The 23360-nt window shown below is 35.4% G+C and carries 26 protein-coding genes; 8 read left to right on the forward strand and 18 right to left on the reverse strand.

What is annotated here, in order from left to right:
* Nucleotides 1-112: 112 nt before the first annotated feature.
* Nucleotides 113-532 carry a nucleoside-diphosphate kinase gene (locus HN014_RS14005; protein WP_176029476.1) on the forward strand — a complete coding sequence of 140 codons (420 nt, stop codon included), beginning with the start codon at nucleotides 113-115 and terminating at the stop codon, nucleotides 530-532.
* Between the two features lie 55 nt (nucleotides 533-587).
* Here the strand turns inward: HN014_RS14005 and HN014_RS14010 are convergent, their stop codons facing one another.
* From HN014_RS14010 to HN014_RS14035, 6 genes are all read right to left on the reverse strand, one after another.
* Nucleotides 588-1256 carry a hypothetical protein gene (locus HN014_RS14010; RefSeq protein WP_176029477.1) on the reverse strand — a complete coding sequence of 223 codons (669 nt, stop codon included), beginning with the start codon at nucleotides 1254-1256 and terminating at the stop codon, nucleotides 588-590.
* A gap of 19 nt (nucleotides 1257-1275) precedes the next feature.
* Nucleotides 1276-2322, reverse strand: coding sequence for an acyltransferase (locus HN014_RS14015; protein ID WP_176029478.1), 1047 nt, complete (start codon nucleotides 2320-2322; stop codon nucleotides 1276-1278).
* A gap of 277 nt (nucleotides 2323-2599) precedes the next feature.
* Nucleotides 2600-3262, reverse strand: coding sequence for an HNH endonuclease signature motif containing protein (locus HN014_RS14020; RefSeq protein ID WP_176029479.1), 663 nt, complete (start codon nucleotides 3260-3262; stop codon nucleotides 2600-2602).
* On the reverse strand, nucleotides 3249-3545 hold the full coding sequence (locus HN014_RS14025) for a DUF721 domain-containing protein (protein WP_176029480.1): 297 nt from the start codon (nucleotides 3543-3545) through the stop codon (nucleotides 3249-3251). Before HN014_RS14025 ends, HN014_RS14020 begins: the two co-directional genes overlap by 14 nt.
* Complete coding sequence (locus HN014_RS14030) at nucleotides 3542-3988, reverse strand: lipocalin family protein (protein WP_176029481.1); 447 nt, start codon at nucleotides 3986-3988, stop codon at nucleotides 3542-3544. Before HN014_RS14030 ends, HN014_RS14025 begins: the two co-directional genes overlap by 4 nt.
* A 7-nt stretch (nucleotides 3989-3995) precedes the next feature.
* Nucleotides 3996-5075 (reverse strand): DNA replication/repair protein RecF, encoded by a 1080-nt coding sequence (locus HN014_RS14035; protein WP_176029482.1) that lies wholly within the window; start codon nucleotides 5073-5075, stop codon nucleotides 3996-3998.
* Between the two features lie 137 nt (nucleotides 5076-5212).
* Between HN014_RS14035 and HN014_RS14040 the strand changes: the two genes are divergently transcribed.
* The 7 genes from HN014_RS14040 to HN014_RS14070 all read left to right on the forward strand — a co-directional run bounded on the left by HN014_RS14040 (nucleotide 5213) and on the right by HN014_RS14070 (nucleotide 11648).
* Nucleotides 5213-5986, forward strand: a complete 774-nt coding sequence (locus HN014_RS14040) for a tol-pal system YbgF family protein (protein WP_176029483.1) — start codon at nucleotides 5213-5215, stop codon at nucleotides 5984-5986.
* Nucleotides 5987-6106: 120 nt separating this feature from the next.
* Nucleotides 6107-6604 (forward strand): 6,7-dimethyl-8-ribityllumazine synthase, encoded by a 498-nt coding sequence (ribH, locus tag HN014_RS14045; protein WP_176029484.1) that lies wholly within the window; start codon nucleotides 6107-6109, stop codon nucleotides 6602-6604.
* Between the two features lie 138 nt (nucleotides 6605-6742).
* Nucleotides 6743-7036 (forward strand): hypothetical protein, encoded by a 294-nt coding sequence (locus HN014_RS14050; RefSeq protein ID WP_176029485.1) that lies wholly within the window; start codon nucleotides 6743-6745, stop codon nucleotides 7034-7036.
* Nucleotides 7037-8968, forward strand: a complete 1932-nt coding sequence (mutL, locus tag HN014_RS14055) for a DNA mismatch repair endonuclease MutL (RefSeq protein WP_176029486.1) — start codon at nucleotides 7037-7039, stop codon at nucleotides 8966-8968.
* Between the two features lie 6 nt (nucleotides 8969-8974).
* Nucleotides 8975-9727, forward strand: a complete 753-nt coding sequence (locus HN014_RS14060) for a rhomboid family intramembrane serine protease (protein WP_176029487.1) — start codon at nucleotides 8975-8977, stop codon at nucleotides 9725-9727.
* Nucleotide 9728: 1 nt separating this feature from the next.
* Nucleotides 9729-10619, forward strand: coding sequence for a rhomboid family intramembrane serine protease (locus HN014_RS14065; protein WP_176029488.1), 891 nt, complete (start codon nucleotides 9729-9731; stop codon nucleotides 10617-10619).
* A 36-nt stretch (nucleotides 10620-10655) separates the two neighbouring features.
* On the forward strand, nucleotides 10656-11648 hold the full coding sequence (locus HN014_RS14070; protein WP_176029489.1) for an endonuclease/exonuclease/phosphatase family protein: 993 nt from the start codon (nucleotides 10656-10658) through the stop codon (nucleotides 11646-11648).
* A 20-nt stretch (nucleotides 11649-11668) separates the two neighbouring features.
* Here HN014_RS14070 and HN014_RS14075 read toward each other — a convergent pair whose 3' ends face one another.
* The 12 genes from HN014_RS14075 to HN014_RS14130 form a co-directional block, all read right to left on the reverse strand.
* Nucleotides 11669-11977, reverse strand: coding sequence for a DUF6122 family protein (locus tag HN014_RS14075; RefSeq protein ID WP_176029490.1), 309 nt, complete (start codon nucleotides 11975-11977; stop codon nucleotides 11669-11671).
* Nucleotides 11977-12582, reverse strand: coding sequence for a WbqC family protein (locus HN014_RS14080; RefSeq protein WP_254884010.1), 606 nt, complete (start codon nucleotides 12580-12582; stop codon nucleotides 11977-11979). Before HN014_RS14080 ends, HN014_RS14075 begins: the two co-directional genes overlap by 1 nt.
* A gap of 178 nt (nucleotides 12583-12760) precedes the next feature.
* Entirely contained in the window at nucleotides 12761-14335 is a 1575-nt protein-coding gene (lepB, locus tag HN014_RS14085; protein ID WP_176029492.1) for a signal peptidase I, read from the reverse strand.
* Between the two features lie 54 nt (nucleotides 14336-14389).
* A complete protein-coding gene (gene dapB, locus HN014_RS14090; RefSeq protein WP_176029493.1) occupies nucleotides 14390-15088 on the reverse strand; it encodes a 4-hydroxy-tetrahydrodipicolinate reductase in 699 nt (232 codons plus the stop codon).
* Nucleotides 15089-15213: 125 nt separating this feature from the next.
* Nucleotides 15214-15798, reverse strand: a complete 585-nt coding sequence (locus tag HN014_RS14095) for a DUF5683 domain-containing protein (protein WP_254884011.1) — start codon at nucleotides 15796-15798, stop codon at nucleotides 15214-15216.
* Nucleotides 15788-16696: a ParB/RepB/Spo0J family partition protein gene (locus HN014_RS14100; protein WP_176029494.1), complete on the reverse strand. Its 909-nt coding sequence runs from the start codon at nucleotides 16694-16696 to the stop codon at nucleotides 15788-15790. Before HN014_RS14100 ends, HN014_RS14095 begins: the two co-directional genes overlap by 11 nt.
* 6 nt (nucleotides 16697-16702) lie before the next feature.
* Nucleotides 16703-17467, reverse strand: a complete 765-nt coding sequence (locus tag HN014_RS14105; protein WP_176029495.1) for a ParA family protein — start codon at nucleotides 17465-17467, stop codon at nucleotides 16703-16705.
* 130 nt (nucleotides 17468-17597) lie between these two features.
* Nucleotides 17598-18479, reverse strand: a complete 882-nt coding sequence (locus tag HN014_RS14110) for an SDR family oxidoreductase (protein WP_176029496.1) — start codon at nucleotides 18477-18479, stop codon at nucleotides 17598-17600.
* A gap of 85 nt (nucleotides 18480-18564) precedes the next feature.
* Nucleotides 18565-20706, reverse strand: a complete 2142-nt coding sequence (gene scpA, locus HN014_RS14115; RefSeq protein ID WP_176029497.1) for a methylmalonyl-CoA mutase — start codon at nucleotides 20704-20706, stop codon at nucleotides 18565-18567.
* Between the two features lie 253 nt (nucleotides 20707-20959).
* Nucleotides 20960-21589 carry a hypothetical protein gene (locus HN014_RS14120; protein ID WP_176029498.1) on the reverse strand — a complete coding sequence of 210 codons (630 nt, stop codon included), beginning with the start codon at nucleotides 21587-21589 and terminating at the stop codon, nucleotides 20960-20962.
* A gap of 20 nt (nucleotides 21590-21609) precedes the next feature.
* Nucleotides 21610-23001 carry a methylmalonyl-CoA mutase subunit beta gene (locus tag HN014_RS14125; RefSeq protein ID WP_368660059.1) on the reverse strand — a complete coding sequence of 464 codons (1392 nt, stop codon included), beginning with the start codon at nucleotides 22999-23001 and terminating at the stop codon, nucleotides 21610-21612.
* Nucleotides 22991-23305 (reverse strand): septum formation initiator family protein, encoded by a 315-nt coding sequence (locus HN014_RS14130; protein WP_303246396.1) that lies wholly within the window; start codon nucleotides 23303-23305, stop codon nucleotides 22991-22993. Before HN014_RS14130 ends, HN014_RS14125 begins: the two co-directional genes overlap by 11 nt.
* Between the last annotated feature and the right edge of the window lie 55 nt (nucleotides 23306-23360).

Genomic DNA, 23360 nt, shown 5'->3' on the forward strand with positions numbered 1-23360 from the left:
CTCTTGTTTTTATAATCATTATACATACTTTTGCAAAAAATAAATTTTAATAATCATTGATTATTGCTCTTTATTAATTAGAGCTGAAAATTATACAAATTAAGACATAAAAATGGCAACAAACAGAACTTTCACAATGCTTAAGCCGGATGCGGTAAGAAATGGACATATCGGAGCAATCCTTGAGCAAATTACTGCTTCAGGTTTTAGAATTGTAGCGATGAAACTTACACAATTAACTACGGATGATGCAAAGGCTTTTTATGCAGTACACAGTGAGCGTCCTTTCTACGGAGAGTTGGTTGAATATATGACTAGCGGACCAATTGTAGCTGCAATTTTAGAAAAAGATAATGCAGTTGAAGACTTTAGAACATTAATCGGTGCTACAAATCCTGAAGAGGCTGCAGAAGGTACTATCCGCAAAAAATATGCTGCTTCTATTGGTGAAAATGCTATTCATGGTAGTGATAGCGATGAGAATGCTGCTATTGAGGGAGCATTTCATTTTGCCGGAAGAGAGCAGTTTTAATAAAATACTGTTTTTAATTATATCGAAACCACCTGCTAGAGGTGGTTTTTTGTTTTTAGGAGAGTTTGTCTCGTAATAACAGCAGGGATTTTTTATGTACCAGTATATCTGATACCTTTCCTTCATAAGTGGCAACTGTTCTATAGTTTGGGAAACTGAGTTTCGTTTTGGTAATAGAATAGGTAAGGGTGAGCAGGGGATAGTTGAAAAGTAAAATAAGCAATTGGATACCATCTTGTTTTGTGCGTTTTAATCCGATTTTATTAGCTGTTCGCTCGTTGATAATATACGATGTACCTTGAATGATGTATTGCGTTTTTGAATTCGTTTCCAGTTCTTCAACTAATTTGAGAAGCCCTTCAATATAATTGTATAGAATAAAACGGGTTCGTTCTCTTGCATTGGAATTTTTATTGATAGTAAAGCAATAATCTAACAAAGTTCCACCATGAATTTTGATACGTTTATTCTTTTCTTTTTCTGCAATAAAGAGAGGGGCGTAGTAGGTGATTTTTTTAGTAGCCTTTAATGAAGGAACATCTATAAAAGGGGCTATGATCGAAATAATGACAGGAAGAATAATAAAAGGGAAAAAATATAAGGTAGTAGCATAAGCGATTACGATACTTATGAAGAAACAAAGCAAGGCGAGGCATATGATTTTGAATATAAAAAAACGCTGTTGTTGCTTTGTTTTACTATAAAAGGAATGGGGTATATTCATTGAGTAACAAGGATGTTTTTTACCCGGTAATATAAGTGGTGTTTTTGATTTTTCCTATGAAAAAAATAAGAAGAGAAGAGATCGTAAAACACAAAATTGTTACAACAGGAATACTAATGCTTGGGTGACATATTTTCCAATCAATATTGAATGAGCTTAATAGAGAAAGAATGAGGATGTGACATAAGTATATTCCGTAACTTTTCTTGCTGAGACTGTGAATCACTTTTTGGTATTTCGGATTGGTAATGACAGCTTTTTTAAAGAGGATAAAAATAGCGGTAGCGCATAAGATTGTATCAAATGTGAGATACCCGTAAAAATAATTAGTAAAGCTGTTATTTTTTTCACTTAGGTAATAAGTACCAATAATAGTGATGGCACTACCTATTGCCAGAAAAATATACCAGATGTTTTTATTAGAGATTTTATAAACGGATAAGTAGTATCCCAGTATAGTATAGCCAATAAAGCCACTAAAATTTCTTAGGTCAACAAAGCGGATGTACTCACGAACTCCAGGAATGTCAATAAGACTTGTGATTCCCCAGATGACTAGAAAATACTGTATTTCTTTTTTTGATGCATTTTTTATCCATTTACTTAGGATAGGGATTAATAAATAGATACCAATTAACACGTAAACGAACCAAAGATGATATTCACTACCTCTTAATAAGTTGCTAAATATAGTTTTGAACACTAATATAAGGGATGAAAAATCCCATTGCAATTTATGGTAAGGAAAATCATAGGCTATGTAGATACAACTCCAGAAAAGAAAAGGAGGAATGATTCTGTAGCATCGTTTTTTTAGAAAAGTAGTCAAAGAATATTCTTTTCGGAATAATAACGCCCCCGTAAGCATAAAAAAAATAGGAACACAAAAACGGGTAGCCCCATCGTATATATTACCAACCCACCAAAGGTTATCTGGAATTTTTTTGAATTCGTATAAAATAGGAGCAGAGACATGTAATAAGATGACGCTGATTGTAGCAAAAACCCTTAGGTGATCTGCCCAAAAAAGAGTATTGGTCGATTGATGAAGAGGTGTATGTTTCATGATGTGCAGTATACTTAAAGTAAGGGGAAACTAGACTGTATAGGAGTTTAAAGTACAGAAAATGAAAGGGATTTAATTCTTTTAACGGGTGAAAGTTTTGTTAAAAAAGGAATCAATGAATAAAAACAGTCGAAGAGTTGTATAAATGTATTTTTTTGACGAAAAAGATATGATGTTTTTAAATTTGAGTAGAAATATAAAGGTTGTTTGATAAAAGGGAGAAATACCAGTAAGAATTTACTTATAGTTACAATTCATTTCTATGTAACAACCCCTACTATCTATAGTTAGGTAATTTTGTTTGGTGTTTTTTCTTTATATATGTTTTATTTCCATTGGAATTAATGTAATATTTTCCTCCTCTTGGTCCGGTTAGAATTGTTCTTCTCGATGAATTGTTTGGAGTTGAATAGGTGGGGATTGGGTAGGAGGAAGATGAGTAATACCTGTTGGATGTCCTTTTTTTAGGGCTTAGATATACTTTTTTTTCATTGCTGATTATGTAGGATTTTCCTCCGTTCTTTCCAGTGTAAATGGTTTGTTTTTTGAGATCAGTTTCTAAGTAACTTGAATTCGAAATAGAAGAAGTGTTGTGTCTATTATGATAAGTTGAATTTGAATACTGTTTTTGTTTTAGGACTGGGTAAGAAGAGTTGCTTCTCTTGGCTCTTTCTCGCGCTGTTTTTCTTTTGTGTTGTTCAATGGTTAGTAACTGCATATTACTTGGGTCATCTGTACCTCCTTCAGATAAAGGTTTTATATGATCAATTTCATAGCCATATGGAATTTTGTTATATCCCAATGATTGTAAAAAAACTCTTTTATTAGCAGCACTTCTTTTTACAAGTGGTTTGCCTGTAGTGGCATAATATTGTCCGTAATAATATTCGGTATTTCCAATCTTGTAAAAGTATAGCCTAACAAAATTATCGAAGTACAATCTTTTTTATCAGATCTTTTCTAAGGGCTTCATTCAGGTTAGAAATAATTTTTTCTTTACCGTAACTAAGCTCTTCTCTTAACACTGATGAGGTGAGTCCTATATATAAGGTGCTTTTCTCCAGTGTGATGGTATGGGTATATTTATTAATAGCACTTCCCATGACCTGTTGCCAGGCGTCCCGTACATTTACTTTGTCCAGACCATTCTCCAGATTATTGCTTTTTACAAAATCCTTGAGAACATCTTTCAGTAACTGATGATCATTCTGTCGTTTGCTCATGGTTGTATTACAATCTTTTTATAAGGTTTGTAAAAATACGTATTTCCAATAGCATTTTTGAGGACAATCTCATTTTCTTTGGCAGAAATAACAGTTTCCTTATACGGGGAATTTGCTTTTTGGTAATAGATAAACAGGCTGTCATTTTCTATTTTTAGCTCGATAGGTTCTCCGGGATTGGTTCGGACAAAAGTACCATCTAATCGAGGTTTTAGCTTTGTACGCATCCCTTTTAGTCCTTCAATAGTAAAATGGTCTACAATGGGGTTGAATCCATATTCTTTTAGAGAACCATCATGCAACCTTACCCGTTCGATTTCCCAATAACCGTTAATAAAAGGGATTAAGTCTTCAGGGTTTTTCCGGGAACAGCTACTGAATACCAATAGGAATATAGCAAAAAGGTATTGTACGCTGGTAGGGAGTATTGATTTGAATGTCATAAGGAGGCTATAGTTTGATGATTTTATACGATTGAGAAATTCTTTTGACAACGGTCTCCGTTCTTTCTGCATGAGTATCACTAATAAATAACTGTCCGAAATTTTGATCATCGACTAGTTTTACGATATGCTCTACTCGTTTTTCATCCAATTTGTCGAAAATATCATCTAATAGAAGTAATGGGTTGACATTACTTTCTTTTTTTATAAAATCAAATTGGGCTAATTTAAGAGCAATTAGAAAAGACTTTTGTTGTCCCTGACTTCCAAACTTCTTAATGGGGTACGCTTCAATTTCAAAAGATAAATCATCTTTATGGGTACCCACGCTTGTGTATTGTAGTGCTCTGTCTTTTGCTATATTTTCCTCCAATAAGTCGAGTAGTGGTTTATCAGAGAGTTTACTTTGGTAATGCAATGCTATTTTTTCTTTTCCAGAACTGATCATTTCATATCTGTTAATAAAGATAGGCGTAAATATCTCTAAAAAGTTAGTGCGTTTTTCGTGGATAATAGAACCGTACTCATGAAGTTGCTGATTATAGATGTCGAGCGTAGTTGCGTCGAATGTATGATTAGCAGCAAAATACTTTAGTAAAGAGTTACGCTGTGAAATGAGTTTCGCATACTTTAATAAGGTCGTTAGGTAGGTAGGGTCACTCTGAGAAATTACCCCATCTATAAACTTACGTCGTCCTTCACTACCTCCAGAAATTAAGTCTCTATCAGCAGGTGATATAATTACCAGAGGAAGAAACCCTATATGTTCGCTAAGAGTATCGTAAGTCTTTCCGTTTCTTTTAATGACTTTTTTTTGTCCTTTTTTGGTACTTACCGTAACTTTTTCATCACGTTCATTTTTTTGATATGCTCCTTCGATTAAGAAAAAATCAGTTCCGTGTTTTATATTCTGACTCGTGATAGGATTAAAGTAGCTTTTACCAAAAGACAGGTGATAAATGGCATCCAGAACATTTGTTTTTCCAACCCCATTATTCCCAACAAGGCAGTTTATCTTCTCGTCAAAATCAAAATTAATCGACTCAAAATTTTTATAATTTAATAAGGACAGGGATTTTAGAATCATAAATTTTTAACATTCAAAAGATAAGAACCTTTGTGAAGTATTTAAATTACGAGCGCAAAATATTGAAAAATATCAAATATTTTCGCTTTTAATTATGAATAAAAATTTTATTTTTGCGCTTACCTAAAACTAAACTCATGGCAACTTATAAAAAACGAGGATATAAACCAAAGAATAAAGTAGAAGAAGTAGAACAGGTAGAAGAGCAGTCGACTACTGCTGAAGTTTTTAATACTTTAGATGAAGGAGCCTCCAAAACAGAAGAGTGGGTAGCCAACAATCAGAAATATATTTTTATGGTAGTTGGAGCTATTGCAATAGTAGTATTGGGGTATCTTGGTTTTCAAAAGTTTATTCAAGAACCAAAAGAGCAAACAGCAGCCAATGAAATGTTTCAGGCTCAGAAGTACTTTGATGATGCCTTGACAGGAAATACAGCCGTTCGTGACTCTCTTTTTAATCTAGCATTAAACGGAAGTAATGGGCAGTACGGATTCTTGAGTATTATTGAAGAATACGGAGGGACAAAAGCTGCAAACTTATCAAGCTACTATGCAGGTGTTTGTTATTTGAAAACAAAAGAATATCAAAAAGCAATTGATCATCTGGATAAGTTTGATGGAGGAGGAGAAGTGTTAGGACCTTTAGCTCTTGGGGTTATAGGAGATTCTTTCTCTGAACTAGGACAATTAGACGATGCGTTATCATACTATGAAAAAGCAGCAAAGTCAAAAAGTAATGACTACACAGCACCTAGGTTTTTATTAAAATCAGCAATTACTGCAATTGAATTAGGAAAAGCTGATGTAGCTATCACTCATTTAAATAGAATAAAAGAAGAGTTTTCTAAAAGTATAGAAGCAAATCAGGTAGATGTACACTTAGGGCGTGCAGAAGCTATGCTTAATTAGAAAATAATGTAGTAGATCCTCATTTGTAGAGATACATGACATGAGGTATTACATAGATATGAATTTTAATTTCGGAAATTATATTCCGAAACATTCAAATCTCGATGACCGAGTAAATATATGGCTACAGAAAATAAAAATTTATCAAATTACGATAAAGCAACAATCCCAAATTCGAAGGACTTTCGGTTTGGGATTGTTGTTTCAGAATGGAATGATGCAATAACAGAGGGGTTATTTCAGGGGGCTTTTGATGCACTTACAGATTGTGGAGTTCTTAAGGATAATATTGTCCGATGGAATGTTCCAGGGAGTTTTGAGCTTATCTACGGATGCAAAAAGATGAGAGAAAGTTATGATATGCTCGATGCAGTGATTGCTATTGGGAGTGTGATACAGGGAGAGACGAAGCACTTTGATTATGTGTGCGAAGGAGTTACCCATGGGATTAAGGATCTAAATATACAGGGGGATATTCCGGTTATTTTTTGTGTGTTGACTGATAATACATTACAGCAATCTATAGATCGTTCTGGAGGAAAACATGGAAATAAAGGAACGGAGGCAGCAATTGCCGCTATAAAAATGGCACAGTTGAGAAAAGAAGCTACGTTTTAATTCAATTTTGGTGGTAGAATACCAAATGCGGCATTATCCTTGTTGTTAATATTTCACAAGGTATTGTGTTTCTAAATCCTTTAGAAAACAATGCTTTTTGAGTATATTTGAATCATACAAAAAAGAGAGGAGTAGCGCATGAAAGTAAATATCCTAAAAAAGAAAGAAAACAGAAGGTTTAATTATACCCCCAGATATTACAAAGGCAAGAGCGAGGGGAATATTTATGATTTTGAAAACAGGATTGTAAAATATCGTGAAACTACCAACTCTAGCGATTTTGGTGCGCAATGGTCGGAAGCCAGAAAAGCAAGTCGCCATAGAGGAAATAGAGAAATTAATAGGCGTGTTATCTATATAGCGCTGATATTGATTTTTATCTTTTTGTATTTAATAGATTTTGATTTATCCATTTTTAGTGCGCGACGATAGATGTCTGATATTATTCAATTATTACCTGACCATGTAGCGAATCAAATTGCCGCAGGAGAAGTGGTGCAACGCCCGGCTTCAGTGGTAAAAGAACTTCTGGAAAATGCTATTGATGCGAAGGCAAGCAGTATAAAACTAATTGTAAAAGAAGCAGGAAAAACCCTGATCCAGATTATTGATGATGGAGTGGGGATGAGTGTTACGGATGCGCGAATGAGTTTCGAGCGTCATGCAACTTCCAAAATAAGAAAAGCAGAAGACCTTTTTGATCTCACTACTAAAGGATTTAGAGGAGAAGCGCTAGCCTCTATAGCGGCGATAGCCCATGTAGAATTAAAAACAGCAAGAGCAGAAGATGAAGTAGGAACAGAAATTAAAATTGAAGGAGGTAAAGTTATTGCTCAGGAAGCTTGTGTTACACCTCAGGGGACCTCAATTAGTGTTAAAAATCTGTTTTATAATATTCCGGCAAGAAGGAACTTTCTAAAATCTAATTCAGTAGAATTACGGCATATTATTGATGAGTTTCACCGGGTAGCTATGGTACACCCGGATATTAAATTCGAAATGTATCACAATAATACAGAGGTGTTTAGTTTGCCAGGGTCTAATCAACGCCAGCGTATCGTTCGGATTTTTGGAGGAAAAACCAATGAAAAATTAGTGCCAATACAAGAAGAAACTGATTTGGTAACGATCACTGGTTTTGTAGGAAAACCACAGTTTGCTAAACGAACCAGAGGAGAGCAATTCTTTTTTGTAAATGATCGTTTTATAAAAAGTGCATACCTAAACCATGCGGTGAACTCTGCATTTGAAGGACTGCTAAAAGAAAAAACACATCCGAGTTATTTTATTTACCTGCAGGTGGATCCAAAATCTATTGATATTAATATTCATCCTACAAAAACAGAAATAAAATTTGATGATGAGCATTCTTTATATGCAATGTTGCGATCTACTATTAAGCATAGCTTAGGACAGTTTAATGTAGCTCCAGTATTGGATTTTGATAGAGATGCTTCCATGGATACTCCGTATGAATATAAGGATAAGGCGATCAAAAATCCGGTTATTGAAGTGGATCGTAGTTTTAATCCATTTAAAGAAGAGGGATCTTTTTCTTCTGTTCAACATACATCGTCATCGGAGCCGGTGACAAAATCGTCTTCTTTTTCGAAGAATACAGAAAAGAGTTCCTTCCCTGTGTTCAAAAAAGAGAAAACAGCCGACTGGGAGAATTTATATGTGGGATTGGAAAATGTAGAAGCAGCTGAGTCATCCGGAGAAGAAGAGAAAGTATCTTCTATACAATATGAAAGTACTGCTGTAACAGGTTCTCTTTTTGAAAATGATACAGTAACTTCGCAGGATACCAATGCGACCTATCAATTAAGGAGAAAATATATTGTTACTACGATCAAAAGTGGTATGATTATTATCCATCAGCACCGGGCACACCAGCGGATATTATACGAAGAGTTACTGAAAGATATTACTATGGCAAATGCAGTAAGTCAGCAATTGTTATTTCCTCTTCAGTTATCATTTTCTATTCAGGAGGTAGAAACCTTACAAACAATAAAAGAACAATTAGAAAATACAGGTTTTGTTTTTGGGGAAATAAAAAAAGAAGAAGTAGAGATTAAAGGAATTCCTACAGCTGTAACAGAAAGTGAAGTTTCTGTATTGTTAGAGCAGCTGATAGGGGACTTAGAAAATGAAGTGCCGGATAGTGGATTCTCTCAGACAGATGTATTAGCTAGGTCTATGGCTAAAAGTATTGCGGTCAGAACAGGAGTGAATCTGGAAGAAGAGCAGTTGCAGCACATTGTTAATAGTCTTTTTGCATGTACGGAACCTTCCGTAACACCAGATAATAAGGCTACATTCATCACGTTAACCTTAGACGAAATAGATAAGAAGTTTTAGAAAAATATGGGAAGAATTACAGATACGGTAAAAACCATCTTGATTATTAATATCATTTTTTTTATAGGTTCGCTGACCCTGGGGGATGCAGCGTATAATTTATTTGCCTTGTGGTTTCCTAAAAATTCAAGTTTTCAGATTTGGCAGTTGCTTACTCATATGTTTATGCATGGGAGTGCGGGGCATATCTTCTTTAATATGTTTGCGCTGTATATGTTTGGAAGTCATTTGGAGCATACCATTGGTCAGAATAAGTTTTTGTTCATTTACTTCTCAGCAGGTTTAGGAGCGGTTGCATTTCAGATTCTTTTTACCTATTTTCAGTTTATGCCAGGATATCAGGCTTATATGGATGCAGGCTTATCTGACGCAGAAGTTATTAAGTTTATAGAAGATGCATTAGCTAAAGGGCGATTTAGTGTGTATCCGCAGATTCCACAAGAAGTAACTAATACAATGATTACATCGTATCAAACGCCTATGGTGGGAGCTTCTGGTGCCATCTTTGGAGTACTGGCAGCTTTTGCGGTACTATATCCGAATTTACCCTTGTATATTATGTTTATCCCTATTCCGATAAAAGCAAAATATCTCATCGGAGGCTATTTTCTATTGGATCTATATGCAGGAATCACGGGGCAGGCAATTTTAGGTCCTTCGAATGTTGCGCATTGGGCGCATATCGGGGGAGCAGTATTAGGGTTTATTATTATGTGGTACTGGAAAAAGAATTCTTTTAATCAAAATAGATGGAACTAATATGGCGCTACTCGATGATTTAAAGCGTAAGTATAGTCTGGCGTCTATGTCAGAAAGACTGATAGCAATCAATCTAATCATTTTTGTGTGTTATCATTTGATAAATACGTCACTGCGTTTATTTCAGGTAAAAGCTTTTGATTTGAATACCTGGCTGGCATTTCCGCAAGAAGTTTCGGAATTGTTGATAAAGCCATGGACACTGTTTAGTTATGCGTTTTTTCATGAAGGATTATGGCATATTTTGTTGAATATGATAGTATTTCATTTTTCTGCTAGATTTTTTAGTACTTATTTTTCGGGAAAACGTTTGTTGACGGTCTATTTGCTTGGAGGCGTTTGTGGGGCTGTTCTGTTTTCATTGGCATATGGAGTGTTTCCTCTTTTTGAATCGATATCGGCAAACAACCTCAGAGGTGCTTCAGGAGCTATTATGGCTGTGATGTTTGTTGTGGTAGGCTATGCCCCGCATCTGAAAGTACGATTGTTTTTTTTAGGAGAAATTAGTTTTTGGTGGATTGCCTTGTTTTTTGTGATGCAGGATATTATAAGTATTCCTACTATGGAAAATTCAGGAGGTAATTTTGCTCATTTAGGAGGGGCTCTTTTTGGATATATCTATGCGTTGCAATTAAAGAAAGGAAATGATATTGGAGCTTGGTTTGAGAAATGGATGGATAGTTTGGTAAGCTTTTTTAAACCGAAAAAGAAAAGTCCGTTAAAAACAGTGCACAAAACTCATAAAACATCTAAAAATACTTCTCGAAGCTCAAGAGCTGAACGTCCAAATCAAAAAGAAATAGATGCGATTTTGGATAAAATAAGTAAGAGTGGGTACGAGAGTTTGACTAAAAAAGAAAAAGATCTTTTGTTTAAAGCAGGGAAAGAATAGGGGATGAGAAAACTATTCAATAAAATTATTTTTTTTGTGAATTCAATAGCAGCTTTTACGCTGTTATTGTCATATTTATTGCCGTATGTTTCTCCTAAGACATTTCCGTTATTGTCGGTTCTTAGTTTGGCAGTTCCTGTTCTGATCGTTATCAACGTACTCTTTTTTATGTATTGGGCAATTTTATTCAAGCGAAAGTTATTGTTGTCGTTGATTGTATTGCTGTTAGGGGTGTCTCATGTGCGCTCTTTGTATAAAATTAAAGGAAAAGAAGTGAAAGAAGAGGCAGGGAACTCGCTTTCTTTGCTTAGTTATAATGTGCATAGTTTTAATCGTTTTCGCTGGATCGACTCAGATTCAATACCTGTAAATATTTCTCAGTTGGTGAAAGAGGTAAAACCAGATATTTTTTGCGCACAGGAATATTACGATAATCCGGATATAGATTTTAGTCAGTATGCGCATAAGTATCAAATCTACAATAATGATAACGGAGAATTGGCACTGGTTATTTATACCAGATATCCAATTGTTCACAAAGGATCACTAAATCTGAAAAATACAGCGAATAACATCATTTTTGCGGATATAGCAATACCGAATGATACTGTACGGGTTTATAATGTGCATTTACAATCTCATAAGCTGAATTCGCAGATAGAGGATTTGGATCTCAACGAAGAAAACTCGGATAAGTTATTAAGGAGTATTCAGGTGTCGTTTAAAAAGCAACAAACCCAGGCAGAGAAATTAATGACGCATATGTCAGCTTCTCCTTATAAAAATATTATTATGGGTGACTTTAATAATACAGCTTATTCGTATGTATATGAAAAAATCAAATCAAAAGGATTGAAAGATGCATATAAAGAAGCAGGAGAGGGGTTTGGTAAGACGTTTAAGTTTGATTTATTCCCGGCCAGAATAGACTTTATATTAGTTCCTGAGGAGTATGAGGTATTGAGTTTTAAAAGTGATACAAGAGAGTTTTCAGATCATTTCCCGATATTCTCAAGTGTAAAACTGTGATCTTCTTCGCGTGTCATAGCTTACATCAACCAGCAATCTATTTGATCTGTGAGTATATGCCACAATAGAGAAAAACCTATGAGTCTGGTTTTTTTAAATGCGGTTAATACGAAATATGAACCAATAGCGATGTATGTATGAAGGTAATGAAAGCCTACGCTACATCGGTTAGGGTCAAATACAGGATTAGCAAATAAGTGATCGAGATCAATCAGCATGGCAGCTAAAAAAATAAGGTATGTTTTTTTCCATGTTTTTGGATACCATATAAGTGCAAAAAATACAGGGATGATAAAATGACAACCATAATGGATTAGAAAACGTGTCATTATGGGATAATCGGTTGGTTTTCTAAATAATGTAATGCATTAGGTCCTTCTGTGAATAGAAGATCTAGGATGCATAGATTAGGAATAAAACCGTGTTTCTCATTAAAGACCTGCGTATAGGGGGCTTGTTGGAAGCTTGTTTCTTTTTTCGCGTTTACAAGGGAACGTAAATCAATAGTATCAGCAGTATCTTCTGCTAGAAAAGAAGTGGATTTTGTATATGCATAATCTAGCTGTAAACAATCAGTGATTACATCTATGCATTCGTAGTTAAAATCCAAAAGGAAATCTTTCTTTGTATGAAACAAAGGAGCAATGTCATCTTCGTAGAATTCAAAAAAGGGAGAAGTTCTATAGGCAGATTCTAATGATTTCCAGTGATTTTTTTGCCAGGCAAAATCATTTTCAATCAGGATGTCTTTGTATTTTTTTCTTCCAATGTCCTTATTGTGTTTTGTAGGAATGCTCAAAAGAAGCTTGCCGTTAGCACCATAAACATGCATTCTGTTTCTATAGGTTTGTTTTTGGAAGTTATCTTCATTTTCAAAAATGATTTCCTTCGCCTGAGCTATAGCACTATACTGTGCTATAGTTCCAAAATACATAGGATGTAAGATTATCTTTTTCAATTCTCTAAAAAATACAAAGATTAAAGAAGCACATTTTATTCGACCATCAGAATGTGAGTGTTTTTCTGAGAAGGTAACAATTATTTTATCTAATCTCTCATGTGTTTATGCAGCAGAGGAATAGTGCGATATAATAAAATGTGCTTCGTATATTTTATGCGTTTTTCTTTCTCTTTCTTATTTTACTAAATACAATCCAGCCACCAACTAAGATCAGGAAGTAATAGAAATACGATCTGGGGGTATCATCTCCTCCAACAGTTGTGAAAAGACGCTCCCATCTTATTTTATTGAATAGTCCCTTGACATTGGAATCCCAGCTCATCCAGATAAATACAGGTTTCCCTACAATGTGATTTGCAGGAACATATCCCCAAACACGACTATCTTCACTATTGTGTCGGTTGTCTCCCATCATCCAGTAATAATCCTGTTTGAATGTATAAGAATCTATTGGATTGCCATTCAGTAATACTTGTGTTCCATTTACACTTAATTTATTGTCAATTCCCATTTCAGAACCTTCATATACTTCGATAATTCTGCGATATAAAGAGAAGCTTTGAAGATCCATTTTTACCGTTTTACCAGCTTCAGGAATGTAAATGGCACCGAAGTTATCAGTGTTCCAGTGTACTTTTCTATTATTTGGGAAAATTCCAGTGTCTTTCTGTCCTTTTTTGGCGATAATACGTTCTACTGCAGTTACATGAGGGTGGTTTTTCAGTTTTGCTGCATTTTCCTCGGTCAATTCTACTACTAAATAGTCTCCACTTTTATTGACAGGGAAGATGTTTTTTCCATAGATCAGCTTGTATCTTTCGTAAAGTACTGCGGGATTAAATCCACTCTTTGTTTTGATATTATAACTAAACTGTACTTTTGCTCTTCCGGGTAATTGTGTTGGTTTTCCGTTGATATGGACTTTTCCATCAATGATGGATAAAGAATCTCCTGGAATTCCTACACATCGCTTTACATAATTCGATTTTTTATCGATAGGCTTATGTACATGTATACCAGAAGGATCTCTAAAATAGCGAACAGTGTCTATAGGCCAACTAAATACAACGATGTCATTTCTTTTTATTTTTTGAAATCCAGGTAACCTGAAATATGGATATTGAGGTTTGCTGGTATACGATTTTGTTTTGACTACCGGGATTGTGTCATGAACCATAGGGAAGGAGACTGCCGTCATAGGGGTTCTGGCTCCATAGTGAAATTTACTTACAAAAAGAAAATCTCCCACGAGTAATGTTCTTTCCAAAGATCCGGTTGGAATTGTATAAGGTTGCATGAAGTACGTATGAACGATTGTCGCAGCAACTACTGCAAATAATATAGAACTAACCCATTCTCCTCCATTAGTTCTAGGTTTCAGACTTCGATCTTCAATATGGGTTACATCGAGCATGTAATTTACATAGTAGATGTAGAAGCCTAAAGTGGCAACAACAAGAATCGTATCTTTTGTAGTGTTTTGACCAAAACTTCTAATAGTCTCTACCCATACTACCGGAAGCATGATTACATTAATCACCGGAATAAACAGGAGGATGACCCACCACCATGGACGATTTATAATTTTGGTGAGGACGACTGCGTTGTATACGGGAACTGCAGCTTCCCAAGCTTTTCTTCCTGCTTTAATATAGAGTTTCCAGGTTCCTAAAAAATGAATAACCTGAACTATTAAGAAAAATATAAACCATTCTGTAAGTGTCATCTTCTGTGTTTTTTATAAGTATAAGTGTGATTTATAGAAAAAAGTTACACATAATTACAATCCTAATACATCTTTCATTGAAAATACTCCTGTTTTACCATGTAACCATTCAGAAGCAACAACGGCTCCCAGTGCAAATCCATGCCTGTTATGCGCAGTGTGTTTTATCTCTATGGTGTCTACCTCGGAAGTGTATGCAATGCTGTGTGTTCCAGGGACATCGGCTTCTCTTACAGCAGTAATAGGAATTGTGTTAATATCTCCTTCATCTAATTTCCAGGCTGTTTTAGCACTGTGTTCGATTACTCCTTCTGCTAATGTGATCGCAGTTCCACTAGGAGCATCTAATTTTTGTGTATGATGAATTTCTTCCATGCTAACATCGTATTCCTTAATAGGACTAATCATTTGAGCTAATTTTTTATTTAACTCAAAAAACAAATTAACCCCTAAGCTAAAATTAGAAGCGTAAATAAAACTTCCTTTTTTCTCTTTACAAAGTTGAAGAATATCATTGTATTGATCTAGCCACCCTGTGGTTCCTGATACAACAGGAACCCCTGCATTGATACAGGTAGTTATATTGTTTACAGCTGCTGAAGGAATACTGAAGTCTATGGCTACATCTGCCACGGATATGTCATAATTAGTGTCTTCTTTGTCAACTTTAAGGACGATCGAGTGACCTCTTTCCAGGGCTATCTTTTCAATAGTTTTTCCCATTTTTCCATATCCTAATAGTGCAATTTTCATCAGTTCTTTTTTTTAGTTGTGTCTCATAAGAAGTGATAACAGCAAACCACCTTCTGGGGAATGCAGTTATGTAAATCTTATTCTGTAAGCAATTTATTTTTTTGTAAAAGTACGTAGATTATACGTTAAAAACTATAGCTAAATGATAGGCCGTAATTCGGAGAAGTATTAAATCTGTCGATGTTGATTTTTGGCTGCAATGTAAGATCTTCTGATATGTTATAGTTTTGTAAGTGTGCAGTAACATTGGCATCTACAATATTCAGTAAGTAGAGCCCAACAGTAACCAGTAGTGATAACTCCTGTTCTCTTCGATATCTTCGTTGGATAGAGATTAACTGGTCGTCGCTAAAATCTTTAAATTCCTCATCGGGAATTCCTGCAATACGACGTTTATAAGCATCGCGAAATCGATTATACTGGTTGGTGTTTTCTGTGTAGAAATAGACACCAGTTCCGATTGCTGCATAGACAATAGGTATTTTCCAGTATTTTTTGGTGTAAGCCTGTCCCAAGCCCGGAACAATTGCTGAATAGAAAGCAGCTTTTGCCGGGGCAAGTGGTTCATATGGCTTAATGTTGTTTTTCTTTTTTTTAACGGCTACTTTTTCCGTTTTGATCTTTACTTCGTCATTTTTTTCTTGTGCCCAGGTGTAGTGTAGTGTACCAATGAAAAAAAAGAGAATTATATAGAGCGATTTATTCTTCACTACTGATAAGTTTCTTTATGCGTTTAAAATCTTCTTCGGAAGAAAAGGGGATAATTAATTTTCCTCTTCCTTTTCCAGAAACTTTTACATCAATTTTTGCGCCAAAGTACTCAGAAATTCCTTGTAATTCATCTGCAATATATCCGGGAAGCACATTAGAGCCTTTTACTTCTTTTTCTGAAGCACTTGCAGGGTTGTTAATAGCTCGTACCAATTTTTCGGTATCTCTTACAGATAGTCCTTCTCCTACTATTTTTTCGTAAACTTCTAATTGTTTTTGAGGATCGTCTACATTGATTAGTGCCCGACCATGTCCCATGGATATAAAACCGTCTCTCATTCCTGTTTGTACAATCGGATCCAGTTTCAATAATCTCAGGTAATTCGCGATAGTAGATCTTTTCTTTCCTACACGATCACTTAGTTGTTCTTGTGTAAGTTTGATTTCGTCCATTAATCTTTGATAGGATAGGGCAATTTCTATAGGATCTAAATCCTGTCGCTGAATATTTTCTACCAAGGCCATCGTCAGGGATTCCTGATCATTGGCAATACGAATGTATGCGGGAACAGTTTTTAGTCCGGCAAGTTTAGAAGCTCTTAATCGACGTTCTCCACTAACAAGCTGGTATTTGTCAAATTCTAATTTCCGAACAGTTATTGGCTGAATTACACCAATTTCCTTAATAGAAGTTGAAAGTTCTTTAAGTGTTTCGTCATTAAAATTTGTTCTTGGCTGGAAAGGATTGATTTCAATCTTATCTAATTCCAGTTCTACGATATTTCCTACAAGTTTATCTGCATTTTTATCCTCTACGGAATTGATATCATTTTCCGGGTCTTTTAATAATGCTGATAATCCTCTTCCTAATGCTTGTTTCTTTGTTGCCTTCGCCATGAATCCTTAACTGTTTTTCTTTATAATTTCGTGCGCTAAGCTCAAGTAATTAGTTGCTCCTTTACTAGATGCATCGTAATTAATGATACTTTCACCATAACTAGGGGCTTCACTCAAACGAATATTTCTTTGTATAATCGTTTTGAAAACCATTTCGTTAAAATGTTTTTGTACTTCATCGACTACCTGATTGGATAATCGTAATCGAGAATCGTACATGGTTAATAATAACCCTTCAATGTCTAAATTGACATTGTGTATTTTCTGAACGCTCTTTATTGTATTCAATAATTTCCCAAGCCCTTCTAAGGCAAAGTATTCACACTGGATTGGTATAATCACAGAATCTGCACAAGTAAGTGCATTTAGTGTTAGTAATCCTAGTGATGGAGCACAATCTATTAAAATATAATCGTATTTGGATTTAATTGGATCCAAAATTGATTTTAGCATATATTCTCTTTGGTCTTTATCGACTAATTCGATCTCGATTGCTACCAGATCGATATGAGCAGGAATGATATCTACATTCGGAGAGCTCGTTTCGATAATAGCGTCCAAAGGATCTACTGTGTGTTCCAGAATTTGATAAGTACCTTTTTCTATTGCTTCTACATCTAATCCAAGTCCTGATGTCGCATTGGCTTGAGGATCAGCGTCTATGAGAAGTACTTTCTTTTCTAAAACACCAAGAGATGCTGCTAGATTAACTGAGGTGGTTGTTTTTCCAACCCCGCCTTTTTGATTGGCAATTGCTATTATTTTACCCATAGGGGAAGATTTGGATTTGAGAGGTAAAAATACAATTAATTATAAATTATAAAAATGAAAAATGTTAACACCCTTACCCAAAAGTTGGATTAGTGCTTATGGGTTAAGGGATTCTAACCTTAAAAAAAAATTACTTATTCTTTTTTGCTCGTATCATTGCTTCTAATGCATCCCACATTTCTTCAGGGATCTGGTCAAGAAGATTGAATTGCCCGGCTCCTTTGATCCATTCTCCTCCGTCCAGTGTAACGACTTCACCGTTTACATATGCTGAGAAGTCAGATACCAGATATGCTGCCAGATTTGCTAATTCCTGATGATCTCCAACTCGATTTAAAGGAACGCGTTTAGATAAGTCAAACTGATCTTTTAGCTCTCCGGGGAGTAATCTATCCCATGCACCTTTGGTAGGGAAAGGACCTGGTGCAATTGCATTAAATCGCATTCCGTATTTAGCCCATTCTACAGCGAGTGATCTGGTCATTGCTAAAACACCTGCTTTTGCACTTGCACTAGGAACTACATAGGCAGAACCTGTCCAGGCATAGGTAGTAACAATATTTAGTACTGCTGTATTTTTATAGTTGGTGTCAATCCAATGTTTTCCCAAGCATAATGTGCAGTTTTTAGTTCCTTTTAATACAATATCTATAATAGTATCGAATGCATTGGCTGATAAACGTTCTGTAGGCGATATAAAGTTCCCTGCAGCATTGTTCAGCAAAATATCCACTGTTCCAAAAGCTTCGATTACTGTATTTTTCATATTTTCAACCTGATCATAATGCCTTACATCACATTGAACGGGTAAACAAGTGCTTCCTGTTTCTTCTTCCAGCTCTTTTGCGGTTTTTTCAAGTTTTTCCAGATTTCTGGAAGTAATAGCTACTTTAGCACCGAGCTCTAGAAAATATTTTGTCATGGATTTTCCAAGACCGCTTCCTCCACCAGTAACGATGATGTTTTTTCCTTCTAAAGCTCCGTCACGAAGCATTTTTTGTTTGTAATTCATATGTTTTGGTTTCTTTGCTAATTAAAATGAGTAGTGCTAATGTACGGTTAAAACTTTAAAAAGTTATGCATGCATAGTATTTTTTTTAGTCGAGATCATCAAATGTTGAAATTAGGATTTCTAAAATAGTGATAGCGGCATTACTAATTTTGGTTCCTGGACCAAAGACAGCTACAGCTCCTGATTGAAAAAGATGCTCGTAATCATCTGGGGGGATTACTCCACCGACAATTACCATAATATCTTCTCTATTGTATTTTTTTAATTCTTCAACAATTTGTGGAACGAGTGTAGTGTGTCCTCCCGCGAGAGAAGATACTCCCACAATATGAACATCATTTTCCACTGCTTGCTTAGCTGCTTCTGCTGGTGTTTGGAATAGGGGACCTATATCTACATCAAAACCGACATCTGCATAGCTGGTGGCTACTACCTTAGCTCCTCTATCATGTCCGTCTTGTCCCATTTTGGCAATCATAATACGAGGTCTTCTTCCTTCTAGCTCGGCAAAGGTGTTAGCAAGTTCTCTTGCTTTGTCAAAATAGACATCGTTTTTTATTTCTTTGGCATACACTCCAGTAAATGATTTTATTTCTGCTTTATAACGTCCAAATTTTTTCTCTAATGCATCACTGATTTCTCCAAGTGTTGCACGAGCTCTGGCAGCCTCTACTGCTAAAGATAATAAATTAAGTTCTTCATTGTTAGTTGCCTCGGTTACTTTTTTCAAAGCATTTTGTACAGCTGCTTCATCTCTGGAGGCTTTTACTTTTTTGATAGAGGCGATTTGTTGTAATCGTACAGACTGATTGTCTACTTTTAGGGTGCTGATTGCTTCTTCTTCCTCTAGTTGGTATTTGTTTACTCCAATGATAATATCTTGTTCACTGTCAATTCTGGCTTGTTTTCTGGCAGCAGCTTCCTCGATTCTCATTTTTGGGATGCCGGCTTCAATCGCTTTGGTCATTCCTCCTAATTCTTCTACTTCGAGAATTAGTTTCCATGCTTTTTCGGCAATCTCGTTGGTTAGATTTTCTACGTAGTAACTTCCTGCCCAGGGATCAACTGTTTTGGTAATATTTGTTTCTTCTTGCAGGAAAATCTGAGTGTTTCTGGCAATTCTTGCTGAAAAATCAGTAGGAAGGGCAATGGCTTCATCTAATGCGTTTGTATGAAGGCTTTGTGTGCCACCAAATGCAGCTGCGCTAGCTTCGATACAAGTTCTGGCTACATTGTTAAAAGGATCCTGAGCGGTAAGGCTCCAACCGCTGGTTTGACAGTGAGTTCTGAGCATTAGTGATTTTGGGTTTTTAGGATTGAATTGTTTAATGAGTTTTGCCCAGAGCATTCTGGCAGCTCTCATTTTGGCTATTTCCATAAAGTGGTTCATTCCAATGGCCCAGAAAAAAGAGAGTCTTGGAGCAAAGGAATCAATATCCATTCCTGCTTCTATTCCTTTTCGTATGTATTCTAATCCATCTGTTAAGGTATATGCTAATTCTATATCACAGGTTGCTCCTGCTTCCTGCATATGATAACCAGAGATACTGATGGGATTAAATCTAGGCATGTTTTTCGAGCAATATTTAAAAATATCACTTATAATTCTCATAGAGGGAGTAGGGGGATAGATATAGGTATTTCGAACCATGAATTCTTTTAGGATATCATTCTGGATCGTACCTGATAAGGATTGTTTGTCTACTCCTTGTTCTTCAGCTGCTACAATATAAAAGGCCATGATCGGTAATACAGCTCCATTCATTGTCATAGATACAGACATTTTATCTAATGGAATCTGGTCAAATAGTACTTTCATATCCTCTACGGTATCGATAGCTACTCCTGCCATCCCAACATCTCCTACAACACGTTCATGGTCACTGTCGTATCCCCTGTGAGTAGCGAGATCAAAGGCGACAGAGAGTCCTTTTTGTCCGGCAGCCAGATTTCTTCTGTAAAAGGCATTACTTTCTTCTGCGGTAGAAAACCCTGCATATTGGCGTATCGTCCATGGGCGTCGAACATACATGGTAGAATACGGTCCTCTGAGGTAAGGAGGGATTCCCGCGGCAAACTGCAAGTGTTCTGCCTCTTTGATATCTTTTGGAGTATAAAAAGATTTGATAGGGATTCCTTCCTGGGTTATAAAGGGGGTAATGTCGGAAGCATCTTTTGAGAGTTCTCTAGTGTCTATTTCGAGGTGCTGAAGATCTTTTCTCGTCATTTTTGATATATCATTATTGATTGATTTGTTATGTTTTCAAAAGTAACTACTTATAAAAAACATCGCTTTCCTTTTCAGTAGTGTCAAATCATAACTGATATAAAATCACAAGCGCATATAGTATTTATGATTTTATACTGCCTATGGATAGAAAAAACCATTAGACAGCATGTAAAAATACATTTTTATCCGTGATTTTTAGAGAATAACACGAATTAGTAGCAGGGAAATAAAACTTTAATAACAAATAGGGCTACCCGAAAGCTTTTTCTATAACCATCAGAATAGAATAATAGATATCAAAAGCTATAAACTTTTTGACCTCGTAAGTATCGATTTCTTTATCCGAAAGATTATTGAGGCGTTGTGCAATCACGGAGGGGCTTACGTTGCCATCTAGTTCCAGGGTGTTGATGATATTTTTAAAGGCTTGACTATTACTGTTGTTTTTGATGCACTGAATAAACCCTCCTCTGTAATTAAAAATCATTACTTCTTCCTGGTTTTTTTTTGCAGTATCGGGGATAGGAGCCTTTTTGCCGTCTTCAGAAGCTTCGTATTCACTTAGTTTGATCCAAAGGGAATTTTTTCCATTGGCAATCTTCTTAAAAGTTCTGGCAAGCTCTATGGAGGTTTTTGATGGGAATTTTTTAAGATCTATAGACAGATTTGTTATTTCTGCTAAAAATGTTTTGTATGCCTTTACTGGGTTATTGTTTAGGTTATAGTATGTGTATAAATCCTTTTCAAAAGAAGCAAAAGACTTCTTAATAGCACCGCTTTCTTCCAGGCTCAGACAATCATATTTCTGACCATAGGAGGAAGGAACTATTATTGTTATGGTTAATAGAAACAGAAAAAATTTAATTGTATTTAGGGGCATAGTACGATTAGGGTTTTTTATTAAGCATTCATATTGTTTGTGTTTGTTAATGTTTCTTTTTCCATAGTTTCAGCTAGTCTCCTTTTAATGATCGGAGCGAACAGTGTTTTATGTATGTTTTTTTCCGGGAATGGAGCTTTTTCCATATCCGGAGTTATTTCATTTTTATTTCGGTATTTATTAGTTCCTGTCAGAACTATTTGTTCCTGATCAAAAAGAAGTTGCTCTTTTTCTGCACTTTCTTTTATTTTCTTTTGGGCGGTTCCGGATTTCAGGTGTTCTAAGAATCCTCCTCCTTGCTCTATATTTTTAAACAGTAACAATGCCTTGTCAGCTAATTGTTTTGTTATACTTTCGATATAATATGATCCTGCAGCAGGATTATGAACAATATCGAAGTAACTTTCGTTTTTGAGTATTAATAATTGATTAATGGCAATTCTTCTCCCAAAATCATTATCATGATGATAGATGTCATCATATCGGTTGTTGAGAATAGTGTCAGCCCCACCTAAGATTGCGCTCATGCATTCGGTAGTTGTACGAAGCATGTTTACATTATAATCTAATATAGTTTTATTCCTGTGTGAAGGATATGCTAATATATGACTTTTTTTTAGGATTTCATATTCTGAAGCCAAAGAACTCCATAAGAGTCTAAAAGCTCTAAGTTTCGCTATTTCAAAAAAGTAGTTGCCGCCAATTGCTATTTTGAATACTATGGGATAGTTCTCTACGTATTTTTTAGTGCTGTTATTAAATTGGTTTAAATACTCATTTGCATGTGCTAAACCATAGGCTAATTGCTGAACAATAGTAGCACCTGCATTTTGATATAATGCCATGTCAATACTGAGGCAGGAGCGTAAATGAGTATTGTTGTTACAGATAGTAAGCGTTTTTTGTAAATCCTCGTTTCCATTCTGAAACCAGTTTCCGGTAGCTGCTAATTTTCCTATAGGGTCATTTATGTAGTATATTGACAGTTTTGTACGCCCCGCAGCATTCTCCAGTACCTGAGCATATTCTTGAGATAAAAAGAGGGTTTCTATATAAAGAATTGTTTTCTCAGTAATCCCTGCAATTAATTCTTCAGGGTTGATACTCGAATCAGAAATTCTGAAATAGATACTTTCGGCACCCTTTTTTATGTCTTCTAGAGCAATCTTGTTAGCAGTAATGGCATCAATAACATCTATTTTCTGAGCATTGCGCCAGGAGGAAGTGGTAGTGACTGTATAGGTGTCTGATAAGTCTTCATTAGTATAAAAAGGTCTTATATCAATTCCTTCCAAAGTTCTATGGATAAGTGCTTCATTGTAGTCCGCACCTTTTAAATCAAATTGGATTTTCTGTTTCCATTCTTTAGCAGAAACTTTTTCGAAATTATCAAACAATGTCTTACTCATCATTTTTGGATTTAGGTAAACTATCTTCGTATTCTATAATAAAAATTTCTTCACCTTCTCGCTTCATGAAATATTCTTCACGGGCAAACCGCTCTATTTCGGTACTGTCTTTTAGTTTTACAATATCTTTTTGATCTTTTATAATCTCTTTGATATAGTATTCTTTGTTGTCTTTTAATTCCTGAATTTCCTGGTCTAGTTCCTGATGAATGAGCCATGAATTTGTATCAAAAAACAACATCCAAAAAATAAATACTGTAATGATTAGCACATATTTGTTTAGAAATATGGCAAATACAGGAATCAATGCAGGCTTATTTTTTAATGTATTAAAATAACTCTTTAGCTTCAAAGTGTGTTTG

The organism is Aquimarina sp. TRL1 (assembly GCF_013365535.1).
Taxonomy (GTDB): domain Bacteria; phylum Bacteroidota; class Bacteroidia; order Flavobacteriales; family Flavobacteriaceae; genus Aquimarina; species Aquimarina hainanensis.